Here is a 16,861-nt window from a genome sequence, read left to right on the forward strand (position 1 = left end):
ATCATGAAACATCTAAGATATATTTTCCTGGGCGCCCTGTTGGCACTTGGTTCCACCTCGTGTAAAAAATGGTTGAATGTAAATACAGACCCGGATAACCCAAACAATCAGAGCGTATTGGTTCAAAACCGGTTGCCCTGGATCCAACACTTTTACCAGTATACGGCAGGCGTTACGAACTATCGCACTTCTTGCATTGCCGGCCTCTATTACACCAACAATGGCAACGCCAATACCTTCAGCACAACATGGCAATGCACAAACGCCAATTCAACCACCTCCTACCAGACCTGGTTTGTAGAAGTATCTTCCAACCTGGTGGATATGTATAATTCGGCCAAAAAGATCGGCGCCTATCATTATATGGCGGCGGCCGATGTATTCTCAGCGCTGGGGTACATGGAAATGCTGGATTTATACGGTGAAATGCCTTTCACACAGGCAGGAACCGGCAATCCAAGCCCCAAGCCCGATGACGGCAAAACCATTTTCAACGGATGTATGGCGAAATTGAATGAAGCCATCACCCTTTTTGGCCAGACACAGGCAGCTGGAGCGCCCGCGCTTTCAACCGGGGATCTGTGGAGCGGCGGTGATCTTGGCAAATGGATAAAAATGTGCTACGGACTAAAAGCCCGCTACATGCTGAAGCTGTCGAAAAAAACAGACCTGTACAATGCCGATTCCATTCTGTACTGCCTGTCAAAAGGCCCGCAGTCCAATGCTGACAATATCATCGGCCCTGGTTTCAACAACAGCACCGTAACCGATTATTTGCTTGGAGACCCGGTGGTAACGAACGGTAACTTCGATTATGTTGGATATGGCAACACCAACCGCATTTCCCAGTATTATTACAACCTGTTGACCAATATGCGGGGAGCCGGTGTAACAGATCCCCGCATGACCAAGATCGTACCTTCTTATATGTCCAGCATCAAACTGGCCAATGGCAAAGTGGCATCCTTTACCTGGACCCGTTCGCAGGGGGTCGACCAGTATGGCCCTTCGGCCCGGTTGGTGAAAGGAGGTGCTACCTCTATTGCGACTCCGGTGTACGCCCTCAAGAATACCGATATTAAATATACCATCTCTGATGCGACGGACCGCGCCAATTTCATTGCTGCTGTAGCCGCGTCCGGCCGGACTTATACCACCAGCGGCAATACCGTAACCGTAACCTACAACGCCGGCTCCATTTTTATAAACAATACCAACTATGTATATGCCGGGGATACGGCTTATGTAAACATGCGCAGCAGCGCTATTGCCACATCCGGTATAACCGCTCAGGGCCAGACGGATGTTAGTTGGTACCCTTCGACAGATGCATTTAACGCCGGCGCAGTTGCCTCTACCGGCTCCTTCCAGGTTCGCCCTGTTTCCGATCAGGAGATCCTGACCTACCACGAGATGAATTTTATCAAGGCAGAAGTGTATATGAGAAAAGGCGACCAGGGAAATGCCTACACAGCATATATCGCGGCTATCCAGGCCCACCTCGATATGATGCAGGCAAAGCTGACCCAATGGAAAGCTGCCGGTTATACCGCTACCAATCCGGATATGGCGCCCATGAATCAAAGTGATATCACAGCCTATCTTTCGAGCCCCGCCGTTGCTCAGGGTGCAGGTGATCTGACGATGTCGGACATCATGATGCAAAAATATATCGCCATGGGTTGCAGCCTCGAGAACTGGAACGACATGCGCCGCTTTAACTTCAGCGCCGGCAATATCGGTGGTTTTGGCGTGGTCTACCCGGGCTATCAACGCGGTCCCCTGTTTACAGGTCAGGCTCAGCTGACAGGCGCTGCCCCAACAGATCCCAGGTATTGGATACGCCGTTATGCCCTGCCCCCAACCTATGAAATAAATTACAACTCCGTCAATACCCTTTCACTAAACCCCCATGCTGCCGACGTAAATATCTGGAGTATGCCCGTTTGGTGGGATTGTGCAACCGACGATGAATACTATGGATACCTCAAAAAATAGACACTATATTGGTTATGGCTCAAGTTTGAATGGTTACGCAGAACCCCTATGAGACTCGGCCCGCTCCCTTGGAGCGGGCTTTTTTCTTTAGGACGGCGGCTCCGCCGCCATCAAGCCACACTGCCAAAAAAAAGATAACAGAGAAGGATGGAAGAGATCACACTGACCAGCTCGGCCAGCAGCATCGCCGGCAACGCATACCGCGTATTGCGGATCGCAACGGAACCAAAATACACCGCCACCACATAAAAAGCAGTCTCCGACGACCCCTGCATGGTCGTCGACAGCCGGGCTGCAAAACTGTTGACGCCATGCGCCAACGTCGTGTCCACCAGCATCCCCCTTGCCCCGGCCGCCGTTAGAGGTTTGATCAACGCCGTCGGCATCCCATCGACCCATCGGGTATCGGCGCCAAAAAAGGCCGCCAAATGCCGGATACCACCCATCACAAGGTCGAAGGTCCCACTCACCCGCAGCAGACTGATCGCCGCAAGCATGCCCACCAGGTAAGGAATGATCCGCACCGCCGTCTCGAACCCACCTTTCGCCCCAAGGACAAAAGCCCCGAAAATGTCTATCTTCTTATACACCGCCGCCCCAACGATCAAAAAAAAGATCAGCAGGATCAGCCCCCCGCTCAACGCCCGCGAAAAACTTTGTACATCATCCGCCGAAAGACTCCGCAGGAACAACACCAGCGCCGTCATGAGAATCGAAATACCGCCCACCCACAGCAGGATCGCCCATTGAAACACATTGATCCGCTGCCAGGCCGCCACAATACACATGGAAGCCACCGTGGTGATAAAGGTGGCGATCACGATCGGTACAAAGACATCGGTCGGGTCCGGCGCATGCATCGAGGCCCGCAGGGCGATCATACTCACCGGTACCACCTGCAGACCCGAAGCATGCAAACACAGGAACATGATCTGGCTGTTGGAAGCCTTGTCCTTGTCGGGATTGATCTCCTGCAGGCTGTCCATCGCCTTCAGCGCAAATGGCGTCGCCGCATTGTCCAATCCCAGCAAATTCGCCGAGAAATTCATCACCATATGACCCATCGCCGGGTGCCCCCTGGGTACCTCCGGAAACAACTTCGAAAAGAACGGTCCCGTCACCCGGGCAAGAAACCGCATCCCCCCCGCCGCCTCAGCGATCGATACCAACCCCATGAACAAAGCCATGATCCCGATCAACCCCAGCGAAAGGTTCACCGCGTTCTTACAGGTCTCGATCAATCCGTCCGCCTTTTGGACAGTATACGCGGGCCCGGCCGCAACACCAACCACCACCGGCGACGCCAACCTCACGGTGTCCCCCGTCTTGCCGGTTACCATCTGCGCAAATATCTCCCTATCGGCCGGCATAAACGCATACCGCACCGTCGCCACCGCGATGGCGATCAGGATAAAAGCCGCCCAAATCCTACTTAAAGCCATGGAAACCCAATCTTTACATGTTAACGCGCCCAATTTACCATTAATTGCCTAATTTCGCCCGCTCAAAGACAAAAAACAATGGCGTTACAAGCAGGCATCGTAGGACTACCGAATGTTGGAAAATCGACCTTGTTCAATGCAGTCAGCAACAGCGCAAAGGCCCAGGCCAGCAATTACCGTTTCTGCACCATCGAGCCCAACACAGGCCTCGTGGACGTACCCGACGAACGGATCGACAAACTGGCAGCCCTCGTAAAACCCGAACGCACTGTTCCCACCCAGGTCGCCATCGTCGACATCGCCGGCCTGGTGAGAGGCGCCAGCAAAGGCGAAGGTCTCGGAAATAAGTTCCTCGCAAATATTCGGGAAGTGGACGCCATCATTCATGTCATCCGTTGCTTCGAAGACGAGAATATCCTTCGGGACGAAGGCCCCATCAACCCCATCGGCGATAAAGAGATCATCGATACCGAACTCCAACTGAAAGACCTCGAAAGCGTAGAGAAAAAGTTCAGCCGCGTCGAAAAAATGCTGAAAACAGGCGACCCGAAAACAAAGGCCGAATACGAAGTTCTCAAGCGCTGTAAAGACCACCTCGAACAAGGCCGCTCCATCCGCGAACTGGACCTGGGCAAGGATGACCGGACGGCCATCGCCGACCTGTTCCTGCTCACCGAAAAGCCCGTCCTCTACGTCGCCAATGTCGACGAGGCCTCGATGCACACCGGCAACAAATTCTCCGACGCCCTGAAAGCGGCCGTCGCCGGCGAGAATGCCCAGGTCATCGTGATGAACAATTCCATCGAAGCCCAGATCGCCGAAATGGAAGACCCCGCCGACCGCCAGATCTTCATGGAAGAATACAAGATGACCGAACCCGCCCTCAACAAGCTCGTCCGCAGCGTCTACAAACTACTCGGCCTGTACACCTATTTCACCGCCGGAGTGCAAGAGGTACGCGCCTGGACCATTCACGAAGGCTGGAAAGCCCCACAGGCCGCCGGCGTCATCCACACCGATTTCGAAAAAGGATTCATAAAAGCCGAAGTCATCGCCTACGCCGACTATATCAAGTACGGCTCCGAAGCCGCCGCCCGCGACAACGGAAAACTCCGCATCGAAGGAAAAGACTACGTCGTCAAGGACGGCGACGTCATGCATTTCCGATTCAACGTATAAAAGAAAATGGGGCCGCGCGCTTTGCGCGCGGCCCCATCCCATTCAAAAAAGCCGCTACAAAATATTATACCCAAAAGAAACGTAGTACAATCCCCCGATATTCGCATTCCCGATCGCATCCCTATAATACTTATTCAGCAGATTCGTCGCCCCGATCTTGATCACACTGCTCGTCATATGCGGTATCTTCATGCTCACCTGCGCATCCAATGTCCCGAAAGCCGGCGTGATTCCCGTAATAAACGAACTCTGATATAAGTACTCCTGCTGCCACCTGTAGGTGACATTGAACCCATAGTATTTGGCGATCGTATAATTCGCAAAAGACAGGTTGAACTTGTTCTTCGGCGTATTGAAATCCGTTTGTTGGCTATTGTCATTCCCCGAGATATCGTTATAAGCATAGTTCCCCGAAGCAATAAAGCCACCCGGCAGCTTATATTCCAGGCTCAGCCCGGCGCCCACCGTATTCACCTTGTTGGTGCTGTTCGTATAGATACCGAAAGTGTTGCTTCCGTTCTGCACATACGAGCCCGTAGCAAATGGATCCTTCACCAGCACCGTTAACCCGATGAAATTCGTATATCGCGCATAGAAACCATAGACATCGATCAGCAACTTACCCCCGATCACCCCCTTATAACCAAGCTCCCAGCTGGCCACCGTCTCCGGCTTGAACTCCTTGTACTGGAAGGCCGTCGGTGGCACACCCGTCGCCGCATACTTGTTCAGCTGCGCCGTATCGTAAGTCGTGCCGTCATTGAGGCCATACGCGCTGATAAACTGCGGTAGACCACCGATCAACCGCGCCGAACCCGTCTGCAGATTGATGAACTGGTTCTGTGTCGTCGGGAAACGGTAGGCCGTCTGGAACGAAGCGCGGATATAATTGTCCTTGGCCACTTTGAACAACGCAGTAGCCCTGGGAGTGAACCGCCCCTTGAAATTCGAGTTCTTGTCATAGCGGCCCGACACCGACAGCTTCACGAAATCATCGGCAAAGGCCCGCTGCAATTGCGCAAACGCACCCGTCTCATTGATATTGATCCGGCCCGTGGTGTCGGCAAAGATCGTCCCGTGGGAATTGAGCACGAATTCCCGGGTGGACGCACCAACCGTCACATCTACGGAATTCTCGACATCCCCGAAATTGTACATGCCTTCCCCGACATAGAGATTGGTCTGATCGTTGAACTTACCCCCTTTGGGGATGGCCTGCGACTTCAGCGTGTTGAACGTTTGGTTGAAAGCATCCGTTCCCGGCTGAAACCTGTTGGCATCGGCCGCAGCCCGGGCCGCAGTGCTGGCCGTAAAATAGGCCTGCTGACCGCTTTGCCCCAGTCCATACGCCTGCTGCAGGGCCTGCGCATAGGTTCCCAGGTAGGTCGGCGCCCAAACCGTCGCCGTCGGCGCATAGGCCTCGTTCATCAGCGTGGCCACCGCCACCATATCATAGGAATCCCCGGCATTCTCCTGGGTGGTATATGCCCGCACATAGAAATGCTTGCCGCTCACCTCCGCCTTGTATTGACCGATCTTTACATTCTTCAGGCTATATCGGTCCGTACCCTGGTAAACCGTACTGGCAACCCCGTAATTCCCGGTCAGGCTGATCGTCGTTCCCGGGGTCACCTTGTAGTAAACTCCCCCGGAGAACTTGGCATTGTACGCATTATAATCGGTCAATGCACTCTCCGCATACCCCGTCCGGGTAACATTGGAAGCCGAAGGGGTCAGCGCAGCAACCGTTCCCGTTTGCACAGCCAGCGTTTGATACTGCAGGGCCTGCGCCTGGTATTGCGCCGCAAGCGCGGCATTTCCAGCAAGCGCAGCCTGCTGAGCAGCGGCAGCAGCCTGTTGAGCCGCCGCGGTCGCCTGCTGCGACTGGCCGGTAAATATCGATTTCACATTAAAATAAGCGCTTTCATCGCCGTACACGTTGATCCCGTCGTAGTCCGGCGCCCCGCTATGATCATGCCCCCCCAGTATCTGCCCCGTCACCGGGCTGAAATTCCGGGTGTCGGTGCCCGTCCAATCCTTCGCCTTCACATAATCCGCGGAGATCCGGAAAGCAAACTTATTATTGAACGCCTGGGCATACCGGGCCGCAACATTGTAATAGGGCTGGGCATTCATGGTGGCATCCCCGAGGTGGTTCAACCCTTGTTTGTACAACGCACTGAAACCCTGGTATTTAAAGGGATCCTTGCTGGTCATCAAAAGAGTGCCCGTCATTCCGCCCGAACCATACAGGGCCGAAGAAGCGCCGGGCAGCAACTCCACATTGTCGATATCCAGCTCCGAAAGCCCGACAATATTACCGACCGAGAAGTTCAACCCCGGAGCCTGGTTGTCCATGCCATCCACAAATTGGTTCATCCGCGTATTCCCGCTGCCCATGAATCCCCTCGTCCCAGGGGTCTTGAACAGCAACGACGAAGTCACCATGTCTACCCCCTTCAGGTTGGCAATGGCGTCATAAAAAGAGGGAGCAGGAACCTCATGGGCCTCGATAGCGCCGATCCGCTCGATGGATACCGGCGATTCCAGGCTGCGGATGGCCCCGCGGGTAGCAGACACCACGACCTCTTTACCCAGCGTCGAGGCAGGAACAAAGTCCACCATCACCGGCGCGGTCGCGCTCGTGACGGTCACCTCCTGCGTTTCAAAGCCGATAGACGAAAAGACAAGGACGAACGGCGGCGGCTGAACGACCGCCAACTTGAAATTGCCATGATCATCCGTAAAGGTCCCGATCGAGGTACCCTTGAGGGTAACACTCACGGCCGCAACCCGGTCCTTGGTCACCGATTGACGGACCGTACCGGTCAGCGTAACAGGGGTCTGGGCGTAGGTAGCTAGGGAGAAAAGAAGAGTCAGGCTATAAAAAGCCATTAGCAGTTGGTTTTTTCTCATTGCGCAAGTTTTCGTTAAGTAAGCCGGGACGCCGGACAAAGTCCGGTCCTTCACTAAAATACACATTGTAATCTTGACCTGAAAATTTAATTTTGCGCGCTAAGGGACAAACTTTCCCGGTCAATCGTTCAATATGAAGCAGCTGCAATTTCCCCAACAAACAAAATTCTACCGCGGAAAGGTCCGCGATGTCTATACGATTTCCGACAAATGGCTGGTCATGATCGCATCCGATCGCATCTCCGCCTTCGACGTCATCCTGCCGCGGCCTATCCCCTATAAAGGGCAGGTCCTCAACCAGATCGCCGCCTATATGCTGAAGGCTACCAGGGATATTTGCCCGAACTGGTTACTCGAAACACCCGCTCCCAACGTCGCCGTCGGCCGCAAATGCATTCCGTTTCGCGTAGAGATGGTCGTCAGAGGCAACCTTACAGGCCACGCCGCCCGCACCTACGCATCAGGAAAAAGGGAGCTTTGCGGAGTCCCGCTTCCCGATGGGATGAAGGAGAACGACTACTTCCCTACCCCCATCATCACCCCCTCCACAAAGGCCGAGGTTGGCCACGATGAAGACATCAGCCGGGAAGAGATCATCCGCCGCGGGATCGTAAACGAGGCCGATTATGCCCGGTTGGAAAAATATACCCTGGCTCTCTTCGCCCGTGGCCGCGAGCTGGCCGCCAAACGGGGGCTCATCCTGGTGGACACCAAATATGAGTTCGGAAAAATAGACGATACCATTTACCTGATGGACGAGATCCACACCCCCGATTCGTCCCGGTATTTCTACGCCAAAGGCTTCGAAGAACGGCAGGCAAAGGGGGAGAAACAACAGCAACTGAGCAAGGAATTTGTCCGGGAATGGCTCATCGCCAACAATTTTATGGGCAAAGAAGGCCAGACAGTACCCCTCATGTCGGATGATTGGGTGGAAACCATCAGCAAACGCTATATCGAGCTCTATGAACAGGTCATCGGCGAACCCTTCCACCCCCAATCCCTGAGCGATGAAGAGACCTATCAGCGGGCGCTGTATGCTATAAATAACCTGGAAGCTTAACCACCACCCTTCGGCAGGGTGAAAGATATCGTACTGCCCTTCCCCGGCTCGCTCTCGATCCGCATCTGCCCCCCATTGCGGGAAAGGAACTCCTTGCAAAGCATCAACCCCAGCCCGGTGCCGGCCTCGCCGCCCGTGCCGCGCGTGGTGTAATAATTGGCGTCCATCAGCTTCTGCAGCCCCTCAGGAGGAATGCCCATCCCCGAATCCTGTACCACCACCTCGATATACGATCTCATTTCCCGCGCTTCGATAAAGATAGAGCCCGCCTCCGGGGTGAACTTGATGGCATTGGAAACGAGATTGCGCAACACCAGGTTGATCATGTCCTTGTCGGCATATACATACACCGGCTGCTCGATCTTGCTGTTCATGTAAATATGCTTCGCTTCCGCCTGCAGCCGCAACAACTGCACCACCTCCCTCGTCACCCGCGCGATATCCAGCAGCTGAGGCTTCACCGAATCTGCCTGCATCTGGCTTTTGGCCCATTGCAGCAGATTCTCCATCAGCCCCGTCGTGTACGTCAGCTCGTTGACCACTTCGGGGATAAGGATCTTGATCTCATCTCCCGGCAGATCATACAGCTGCACGTTGCGAAACAGATTACGCAAGGCATACAACGGTGACTTGAGGTCATGCGCGATGATCGAAAAAAGCTTGTTCTTAAGAGAATTCAGCTCCGTCAGCTGGTGGGTCTGCTCTTCCAGCAGCGCCGCCTTCCCCGAAATATCGGCCTTTTGCCGCAGGATCTTCAGATTGCTGCGCCGTAGTTGCCAGTTCTTATCCCGGGTCTGGTTCTGATACCTCGTATTCTCATTTTTGATCAACAGCAGACCGTAAAAGATAAAGAAGACCGCAAGCAGATGATTGAAGACGTAAAAATAAAAGTTATGCTTCTGAAGAGAGTAGGCATAGTCTTTCCAGATCAGCGCCACCAGGAAATAGCAGGCCATGGAAAGCGTGAACGAAAAGACGATATTGTAGATGCTCTGGAGAAAGAAAACGGAAAGCACCCCATACAGAACGAAAAAGAACTCGATGCCCGCATCGATCCCAAGGGCATAGGTCAAAGTCGTCACGATCGGGTAAAACGTAAAATACAACAGCCGGGCAAACTCATACCGCTGATAGTGGTTGGCCAGCAGTACAAAGAAACTGATCAGCGCGGGCCCACCCGCAGCTATCCGGGCAGTAGAAGTGAAATGATCCTTATTGAACAGGCCAACCACCGGTATGATGATACCCGCCACCAGCCCGAGAAAATTCATGACATTAAAGATCCCCAGCTTCCGCTTCTCGTAGCTGCCAAGCGAAGGCCGGTAACCAATGTTCCAGACATAACCTCGAAGACGAAAAAAACTTTTTGCGGCCTTATTCATGGTCGAGCCTTGGTTTAGTTTGAGGGTTGCGATCGACGGGCACGGACGCAAATACGATTTAGCTACTAATGAAAAAGTTATTGATTAAACGTACGTTCAACAATTTTTGTTGGATTCAAATCTATTGGAATTTTATTGAAACTGCAACTGCTACATATATATCATTTCAACAAAATATACCCTCTGCCAAGGACAAAACAGCGGCCGCTTCCCGCGAAAATAAACTCAAAAGCCCGCAAGAGCCAACTATAACGTAGCAGGAAAAACACAGCTATCTCCCGAACAAAAACGCCCCTGGCTGCAAAATCAACGCCCCGGAGCCTTTTTCCGCGTCCGGCTCCTCGCCTTATTGAAGGCGTGCACCCCCTTCGCAACCCCCTTCCGCCGCATCCTTTGCTCCTCCTCCGGCAAATGGATCGCCTCCTGGCAGGCCACACTACAACACCCCTCATACTTCTCCGCACAGGCCGCACATTGAATGAACAACAAATGACACCCCTCATTCCGGCAATTGGTATGCGTATCGGCAGGCGCCCCACATTGATGACATTGCGCGATCACCTCCTCGCTGATCCGCTCCCCCATCCTGTTGTCAAAAACAAAATTCTTCCCGCGGAACTTATTCTCCAACCCCTGCTCCCTGACGGAATTCGCATAGTGAATGATCCCACCCTCCAGGTGAAAAACATTGGAAAACCCCCGGTGCAAAAGATACGCGCTAGCCTTCTCGCACCGGATCCCTCCGGTACAGTACATGATGATGGTCTTATCCTTCTCCGCACCCAGCATCTCCGCCGACATCGGCAACTGATCGCGGAACGTGTCCGACGGCACCTCGATCGCCCCATCGAAATGCCCTACCTCGTACTCGTAATGATTACGCATATCCACGACAACGGTATTCGGATCGTCCGTCAACCGGTTGAATTCGACAGCATCGACATATTTCCCCTTCCGGTTCATGTCGAAACCGGCATCCTCGATCCCATCCGCCACGATCTTGTCCCGCACCTTTATCTTCAGGACCCAAAAAGACTTCCCATCGTCGTCGACGGCGATGTTCAGCCGCAGCCGCTCCAGACCCGCGATCCCTTCCAGCAAAACCCGCAAGGGCTCAAAATTCGGCTGCGGAACGCTGATCTGCGCGTTGATCCCCTCCCGGGCCACATAGATACGGCCAAAGACCTTCAACGCAGCAAGCGCAGAATACAACTCATCCCGGAACAGCCGGGGATCAGCGATTGGAAAATACCGGTAAAAAGAGATAGTCGTCCGCGGATCGGTTTCCTGGTATAAACGCTCCTTCAGCTCCTTCTGCGAGACACGATTATGCAATGCGGCCATCCGGCAAAATTACAAAAATTTCGGCGCAGGCAGTCCCCCGCACAGCGCAGCCCGACAGGCAGCCCCAAACATCAACACCCCCGGCAGCCGCCCCCAACGGCAGCCACCCCTCACCGCTGCCCTCGCCCACCACCCAACAGCCCCCCAAACCCAACCCGCACGCCCGTCTCCCAATACCTCCCATCCCGCCAGGAGGCGACGACATCCACCCGCAACAGCTTGAAAATATTCTCCAGCCCCCAGAACATCTCTTCATAATGTTCGGACCCATTGACATAGAAAGCATTACCCCCGCCCACAAGATGCCAGTTCAGCCGCCGGAACAACGGGATCTTGTTGGTCAGGAACCCATTGAAATGGTGCTCGAGATGCGCCGTCGCATAGAAATTTTCGGTCGTGCTGTTGGCATAATAAGGCGCCACCTGGAAGCTATTGAGGTATTCGCTGGCGACAAGGGTCTGATTGCCGTTGAAATGCTGGTAATCGGGCAGATACACCGAGTTGGCGTTGAGGAAGCCCCCGATCGAGAACCGGTACCGTAGCTCCCCCCGCAATCTGAAGTTCATGGCATCCCGGACGGAGAACGACCATTTGTCGAAATTCACATCGCTTCCCAACACTTCCCAACCCTTCGCATAGCCGATCGTAAAAGTTGGATATTTCGAGCCTATCGATACTTTCCGGTTGGGATATTCGATAAACCGTTGCCCCGGTTGATATTCCAGGTCGACCGTCGTCACCAACGCCTGGTGCGGCACAACAAGCTGGGGCGCTATCGGTATCTCCCACGGGTAATTGCCCGTAAACGCACGGCTGGATGGCTTGACAAACGAATAATAGGTTGTATTCTCAAGTGGTCGCCGGTCCTCATACAGGGTCTTTATATTCAGCCGCATGCCGTTGTCAAAACGCGTCGCCGATCTCAGTTCCGCAAAACGGCTTTCATAGATCTTCATATAATTGCGGCCCCGAAGCAGGGTATACAGGGCATTCACCACCTCGGAAATGGGATTGTCCGGGTTATACTGCGCCACCCTCCTGCCACCGGCCAATGTCCAACTCTGGCGCGAACTGGATATTTCCTCCCCCTCCCGGCTAAACGATCTCCGGTCCAAGGTCAACTCTCCCCACGCGTTGAACAAGTGATTGTTAAACCCATACCGGAAATGCGGCGAAAAGCTGAGGTCTCCACCCCCACCCCGCAACCGCTTGCCGATCCGCCCGGCAACCGTCAGGTTAATGCCTTCTACGGTATTATAGCTCACGTTGGGTAATAACCCCTCCATGGAATACCGCATCGGCCGCGGCTGCCGGAAATCGCTCCGGTTAAATCCGCCAATCAGCAACTGTCCCGCCTTCACCGGCCCCTGCCGCTTCAACAGCGAATCCCGGTTCCGCTTCGTACCCATCGAATCCTGGCTATACCGGTAGATACTGTCCCGGATGACGTAGTTGATCTTCTCATCCGGCTCGAGTGGCAACGGCCGGATGCTATCCCAATAGGCCTTCGTCTTCCGGTTCCCCGCCGTGTCGTAACGGATCAGGACATTGTTGAAATACCGCCTCCTGAACACCGGCGCAACATCATAGTTGTTGTACACATTCAGAAAATTGCCTACGGCATCGATGCCCAGGATATTGAATGTAAAATAAATGACCTGGCTTTTCACCAGCCAAACCTCCCCGCTCCTACCCGTCGCCCCGGAAGCCGCAGCCGCCCCCACCGGCGCATGGATCTGCTTTATCTCCAGCGTATCCAGTATCTCCAGCTGTGACTCCCTCAACAACCGAAGATCGAGGCTATGGATTCTCCATTCCCCGTCGATGATATCGATCTTTCCCGAGAACAACGGCTCATACTTTCGCCTCGGGATCACCTGGATCTCGTTGATCTCCTTCCCATCTTCAAAATAACTCCCCAGGAACTTATAGCGGTAATAGGCCAGCGCCGCATCCGCGATCGGCGAAACAAACCCACGCGGATTCAGCTGGTCTCCCAGCACCGCCACATTATTCTTATAAAAATTGATAAAGGTCGGAATGCTGAATCCGTATCCGTTGCTCCCACTCTGCCTTCCCGACAACACTTCCAGCTTGATCCTGTCCGGCCGTTTAAAAGCCACCTTCGTAAGGGACTCCGACAAAAAGATGATCCCCTTTCCTGCCGAATCGACGCCCATATCTTTCTTATCCGATTCCTGGATCTTCTGCCCGAGGATCCGCTTGGGCAACCCCCGGGTCCGCATCAGCGTCTTGATATAGGCCTCACAGGTGAACGAATCCAGCGGATTCTCATAATCCCGGCGCTTCTTGATGGCATGCCGGATGATCGCATAGGCCGGGTCCTCCCCGCCGGGCCGCACCACCACCTCGGCCATCGATAGCTGCAGCGGCGAAAGCCGAAAATCCACGACAAGCTCGTCCGCGCCAACAGTAACGCTCTTCTCCTCCCGCTGATATCCTACATATTGGCAGACAAGGATATGCTGTCCCGGCGACAGTTCGATACTATATCGCCCGTCACCCCCCGCCGTCACGCCGCGGGTCGTTCCCTTGATCAGTATGGAGGAATAAGGCAGGACATTCCCCTTCTCATCCCTCACAATGCCGGTAACCCGGGTGGCCCGGGCGCCTATACAACAAAGGATCGGGAGTACCAATAAGATAAGGCTCCGCATAGTGCACCGGATTTCATTTTCGTAAGAATGCGGCGGTAAGCGAACCTCCGCCCCCCACCAGCGCTCCGATAAATCCCGTCACGATCACCAAAGCAACGGAAGATCCACGCAAGTAGACCATGCCGGCAACTCTCGCCGACAGGATACTGTTGTTGGCCGTATCGAAATAGGCGGCAAGACCACCCCAAAGCAGGAAGAGCGCAACAAAACCGGCAAAGAAAGCAGCCAATGGACGCTGCGGGATCAGGGCGCTGACGACAAACGCCGCGATGGCGATGCTCCACCAGGGAAAGAAAAGTCCGCAGATAAAGCTCAGCAAAGCGATAAGCAAAATGGAAACAATGAATTTTATCATGGCTAATAATGTTATTGGTTGGAAAAATGCACCGTCCATTTCACATGGCTGTCCTTCACATCCTCCGGCCCCATCACCCAAAGGCTATTGTACACCCCGGCAGCCCATTTGTCGACAAAATTGTCATAATAGCGGCTCCCCGGATTTCCACTCTGTCCGCCCGGATAGATGCCCAGGGCGGAGGTCTTATCCGTCAACTCGACGATCATCCGCCAGCTGGGCCCGTGCAGCTTCTTGGCCGCATTGATGCAATGCACGCCTCCGCCGATCGGCAGGTTCGTCCGGCTCAGCTGAGGGATCCGCAGCAAGTGACGGACCCAGGTGTCCTTATTCTTTGCCCAGGTGAGCCGGCCCGCATTGGCAGCCGCCGCAAGGTCCGGAACGGCCTGTAGAAAGGCCTTGGTGACCACCTGTTGCAAGGTCTCTTTCTCCGGCGTGTTGACATTGTCGATAAAAGAATAAGCCGAATCCTTCAACAAGGACTCGAGTAACGTACTCTCAAACGGTCGCATCATGTTCAGGCTCGACTTCGAGAACTCATCGTCGTAGATGTCCTTTGTCAGATGCCTCCACCAATACTGAAAGATCACCGGCCCCTCCTCATCGGGGTTATTATTGCAGTTCCAATCCCGGAAGACTTTGAGATAGTTCTTCTCATCCACGCTCAACGGCTCCTCATGGATATTCCGGAGCAGCAAAGGTTTGGCCATCGCCGCAAAGACGTCATAATTACTCGTCTGCATCGATTCCATATCCGCGGGAGTGATGGAGTTCATGCTGTTCAGCTTCCGGTTGATGATCAATCCCCGGTACGGCGGGAAATCGATCCCCAGGTAGTATGGATAGCTCGTATCCACCGGGAGCTGGTTGGCGCTGCTGACAAATCCGCGGCCACTATCCAACGTATCCAGCAACATCGTCGGGTTCTCCTGTTGCGGAATATTCCCCTGCCACCGGTAGCTGCTGTCCTCGCCCGGCATCACAAATCGCCCCTGTTCCTTCCACTTGGCCGGAAATTCGCCCTGCTGCCAGATAGCCACCACACCACTCTTATCCGCAAACGCAAAATTCTGCCCCGGACTCTTAAAGGTCACGATCGCCTCCTTATAGTCCGAATAGTTCCGCATCGACTGGAACCGGCTAAAGGTCCTGAGCTCGTCGGAAGGGTCGCCCGGCTTCCAATGAACGGCATAGCTGCGGCTGGTCCCCTCCTCCGAAAAACCGGCGAAGCTCGGATCATACATCACCGGCCCGAAAACGGTCGAGGCCACGGTATCGTAAAAAGGCGCACCGCCCTTGACCACGATCGTATCCACCCGCTGGTCCGCCGGTACCCATTTCCCATTATACCAGTATTCTTTCCGCGTCTCATCCTTGAATTTGATGGAATAATAATCCCGCACATCCCGCTCCGCATTGGTGATCCCCCACGCACAGCTGTCGTTGAACCCGATGATCACATAAGGCGCGCCGGGGAACGAAACTCCATAGACATTGTATTCCGGAGTATGGATCTGCATCTGGTACCAGATCGACGGCAGATTCGTGCTGAGATGGGGATCATTGCAAAGGATCGGCCGGTGACTCATCGTCTTACTTCCGCTGATCGCCCAGTTATTGCTGCCGTTGTCAGGGTCCGGCTTGGACTCCGCCGCCGTAATCGTCAGCGGCATATTCATATAAAGACTGTCCACGGTAGCCGGCGCCTTTGGGCTAAATCCCGGAGGTGAAAAATGGGTCCCTTTCGGGATGATCGGATCGACGCTATCCTGCACCTCGGGATAAAGCTTCGCAAAATCTTCCTTACTGAAGAAGCTCTTCGCATTGGTCATCTCGAAGTCGTTGTCGTGGCCCGCCAGGTCATAGGCCATATATTTGACAAAAAGCGCGATCTTCAGGTTTGTCCACGGCTCCGGGGAATAGTTCAGCAGCTTGTATTCCAGCGGCAGCTCACTGGCCTTTAACTGGCTGATATAGGCGTTCACGCCCGCAGTGTAAGCATCGCAGTCCGCCTTTACGACACTGTCCTTCTCCATCTCCTGCAACGCAGCCTTGGCCGCCGTGACCATTCCCAGCCGTCGCATGCTTCGATCGTAATTGACATAGGCATTACCAGGACCCGCACCCAGCACCTCGCTCACCCGGCCCGCCGCGGCAAAGGTCTGGAACTCCATCTGCCAAAGCCTGAAACGGGCATGCAGATACCCCTGGATATAACTGGCGTCTGCATGATTGGCCGCAAAAACATGCGGCACCAGGTTCTCATCGAAATAGACATCTCCCCTCCCTTTCAATCCCGCCAACAATACGCTCCCGTCGAAACTCCCGTTCACCGGTTCGGCATTCTGCCAGAACCCATGCTGAGGACTGAAAAATTGGCCAAAAGGCGGGGTCTTCTGTAGTCCGCCCCACTGACGGCTCAAACAATAGATCAACCCTACGGTCAGGATAAGCGAAAGCAGGAAAGGGATTATTCTCATGAGAAAGACGATTATTCCGTTAAA

General features: G+C 54.1%; 10 protein-coding genes. 3 read left to right on the plus strand and 7 right to left on the minus strand.

Translation table 11 applies throughout. From position 1 onward, the window contains the following. Positions 1-3 precede the first annotated feature (3 nt). Entirely contained in the window at positions 4-1,998 is a 1,995-nt protein-coding gene (locus tag VHE34_RS21390; protein WP_325591673.1) for a SusD/RagB family nutrient-binding outer membrane lipoprotein, read from the plus strand. 110 nt (positions 1,999-2,108) lie between these two features. Here the strand turns inward: VHE34_RS21390 and VHE34_RS21395 are convergent, their stop codons facing one another. Beyond that, a complete protein-coding gene (locus tag VHE34_RS21395; RefSeq protein WP_325591675.1) occupies positions 2,109-3,440 on the minus strand; it encodes a nucleoside recognition domain-containing protein in 1,332 nt (443 codons plus the stop codon). A gap of 78 nt (positions 3,441-3,518) precedes the next feature. On the opposite strand from VHE34_RS21395, the gene ychF reads away from it, so the two are divergent. Continuing rightward, positions 3,519-4,619 carry a redox-regulated ATPase YchF gene (ychF, locus tag VHE34_RS21400; RefSeq protein ID WP_325591677.1) on the plus strand — a complete coding sequence of 367 codons (1,101 nt, stop codon included), beginning with the start codon at positions 3,519-3,521 and terminating at the stop codon, positions 4,617-4,619. Positions 4,620-4,673: 54 nt separating this feature from the next. On the opposite strand, the gene VHE34_RS21405 is transcribed toward ychF, so the two are convergent. Next, positions 4,674-7,535 carry a TonB-dependent receptor gene (locus VHE34_RS21405; protein ID WP_325591679.1) on the minus strand — a complete coding sequence of 954 codons (2,862 nt, stop codon included), beginning with the start codon at positions 7,533-7,535 and terminating at the stop codon, positions 4,674-4,676. Between the two features lie 133 nt (positions 7,536-7,668). Between VHE34_RS21405 and VHE34_RS21410 the strand changes: the two genes are divergently transcribed. Beyond that, the gene (locus VHE34_RS21410; RefSeq protein ID WP_325591681.1) at positions 7,669-8,598 is read left to right on the plus strand and encodes a phosphoribosylaminoimidazolesuccinocarboxamide synthase; all 930 of its coding nucleotides are present in this window, start codon (positions 7,669-7,671) and stop codon (positions 8,596-8,598) included. Here the strand turns inward: VHE34_RS21410 and VHE34_RS21415 are convergent. From VHE34_RS21415 to VHE34_RS21435, 5 genes are all read right to left on the minus strand, one after another. After that, the gene (locus tag VHE34_RS21415) at positions 8,595-9,980 is read right to left on the minus strand and encodes a HAMP domain-containing sensor histidine kinase (RefSeq protein ID WP_325591683.1); all 1,386 of its coding nucleotides are present in this window, start codon (positions 9,978-9,980) and stop codon (positions 8,595-8,597) included. The two genes, VHE34_RS21410 and VHE34_RS21415, sit on opposite strands and share 4 nt — an antisense overlap. A gap of 306 nt (positions 9,981-10,286) precedes the next feature. Continuing rightward, complete coding sequence (locus tag VHE34_RS21420) at positions 10,287-11,324, minus strand: rhodanese-related sulfurtransferase (RefSeq protein WP_325591685.1); 1,038 nt, start codon at positions 11,322-11,324, stop codon at positions 10,287-10,289. Positions 11,325-11,434: 110 nt separating this feature from the next. Further along, positions 11,435-14,002: a DUF5686 and carboxypeptidase regulatory-like domain-containing protein gene (locus VHE34_RS21425; RefSeq protein WP_325591687.1), complete on the minus strand. Its 2,568-nt coding sequence runs from the start codon at positions 14,000-14,002 to the stop codon at positions 11,435-11,437. 13 nt (positions 14,003-14,015) lie between these two features. After that, positions 14,016-14,357 carry a hypothetical protein gene (locus tag VHE34_RS21430; protein WP_325591689.1) on the minus strand — a complete coding sequence of 114 codons (342 nt, stop codon included), beginning with the start codon at positions 14,355-14,357 and terminating at the stop codon, positions 14,016-14,018. Between the two features lie 11 nt (positions 14,358-14,368). Continuing rightward, on the minus strand, positions 14,369-16,837 hold the full coding sequence (locus VHE34_RS21435; RefSeq protein ID WP_325591691.1) for a penicillin acylase family protein: 2,469 nt from the start codon (positions 16,835-16,837) through the stop codon (positions 14,369-14,371). Between the last annotated feature and the right edge of the window lie 24 nt (positions 16,838-16,861).

The organism is Puia sp., from assembly GCF_035546395.1.
Taxonomy (GTDB): Bacteria; Bacteroidota; Bacteroidia; order Chitinophagales; family Chitinophagaceae; genus Puia.

What these genes read in the sequence shown, in the direction of transcription:
- VHE34_RS21435 (WP_325591691.1), bottom strand. Translation starts at nt 16,837, where the DNA reads ATGAGAATAATCCCTTTCCTGCTTTCGCTTATCCTGACCGTAGGGTTG.
- VHE34_RS21430 (WP_325591689.1), bottom strand. Translation starts at nt 14,357, where the DNA reads ATGATAAAATTCATTGTTTCCATTTTGCTTATCGCTTTGCTGAGCTTT.
- VHE34_RS21395 (WP_325591675.1), bottom strand. Translation starts at nt 3,440, where the DNA reads ATGGCTTTAAGTAGGATTTGGGCGGCTTTTATCCTGATCGCCATCGCG.
- VHE34_RS21410 (WP_325591681.1), top strand. Translation starts at nt 7,669, where the DNA reads ATGAAGCAGCTGCAATTTCCCCAACAAACAAAATTCTACCGCGGAAAG.
- VHE34_RS21405 (WP_325591679.1), bottom strand. Translation starts at nt 7,535, where the DNA reads ATGAGAAAAAACCAACTGCTAATGGCTTTTTATAGCCTGACTCTTCTT.
- VHE34_RS21425 (WP_325591687.1), bottom strand. Translation starts at nt 14,002, where the DNA reads ATGCGGAGCCTTATCTTATTGGTACTCCCGATCCTTTGTTGTATAGGC.
- VHE34_RS21415 (WP_325591683.1), bottom strand. Translation starts at nt 9,980, where the DNA reads ATGAATAAGGCCGCAAAAAGTTTTTTTCGTCTTCGAGGTTATGTCTGG.
- ychF (WP_325591677.1), top strand. Translation starts at nt 3,519, where the DNA reads ATGGCGTTACAAGCAGGCATCGTAGGACTACCGAATGTTGGAAAATCG.
- VHE34_RS21420 (WP_325591685.1), bottom strand. Translation starts at nt 11,324, where the DNA reads ATGGCCGCATTGCATAATCGTGTCTCGCAGAAGGAGCTGAAGGAGCGT.
- VHE34_RS21390 (WP_325591673.1), top strand. Translation starts at nt 4, where the DNA reads ATGAAACATCTAAGATATATTTTCCTGGGCGCCCTGTTGGCACTTGGT.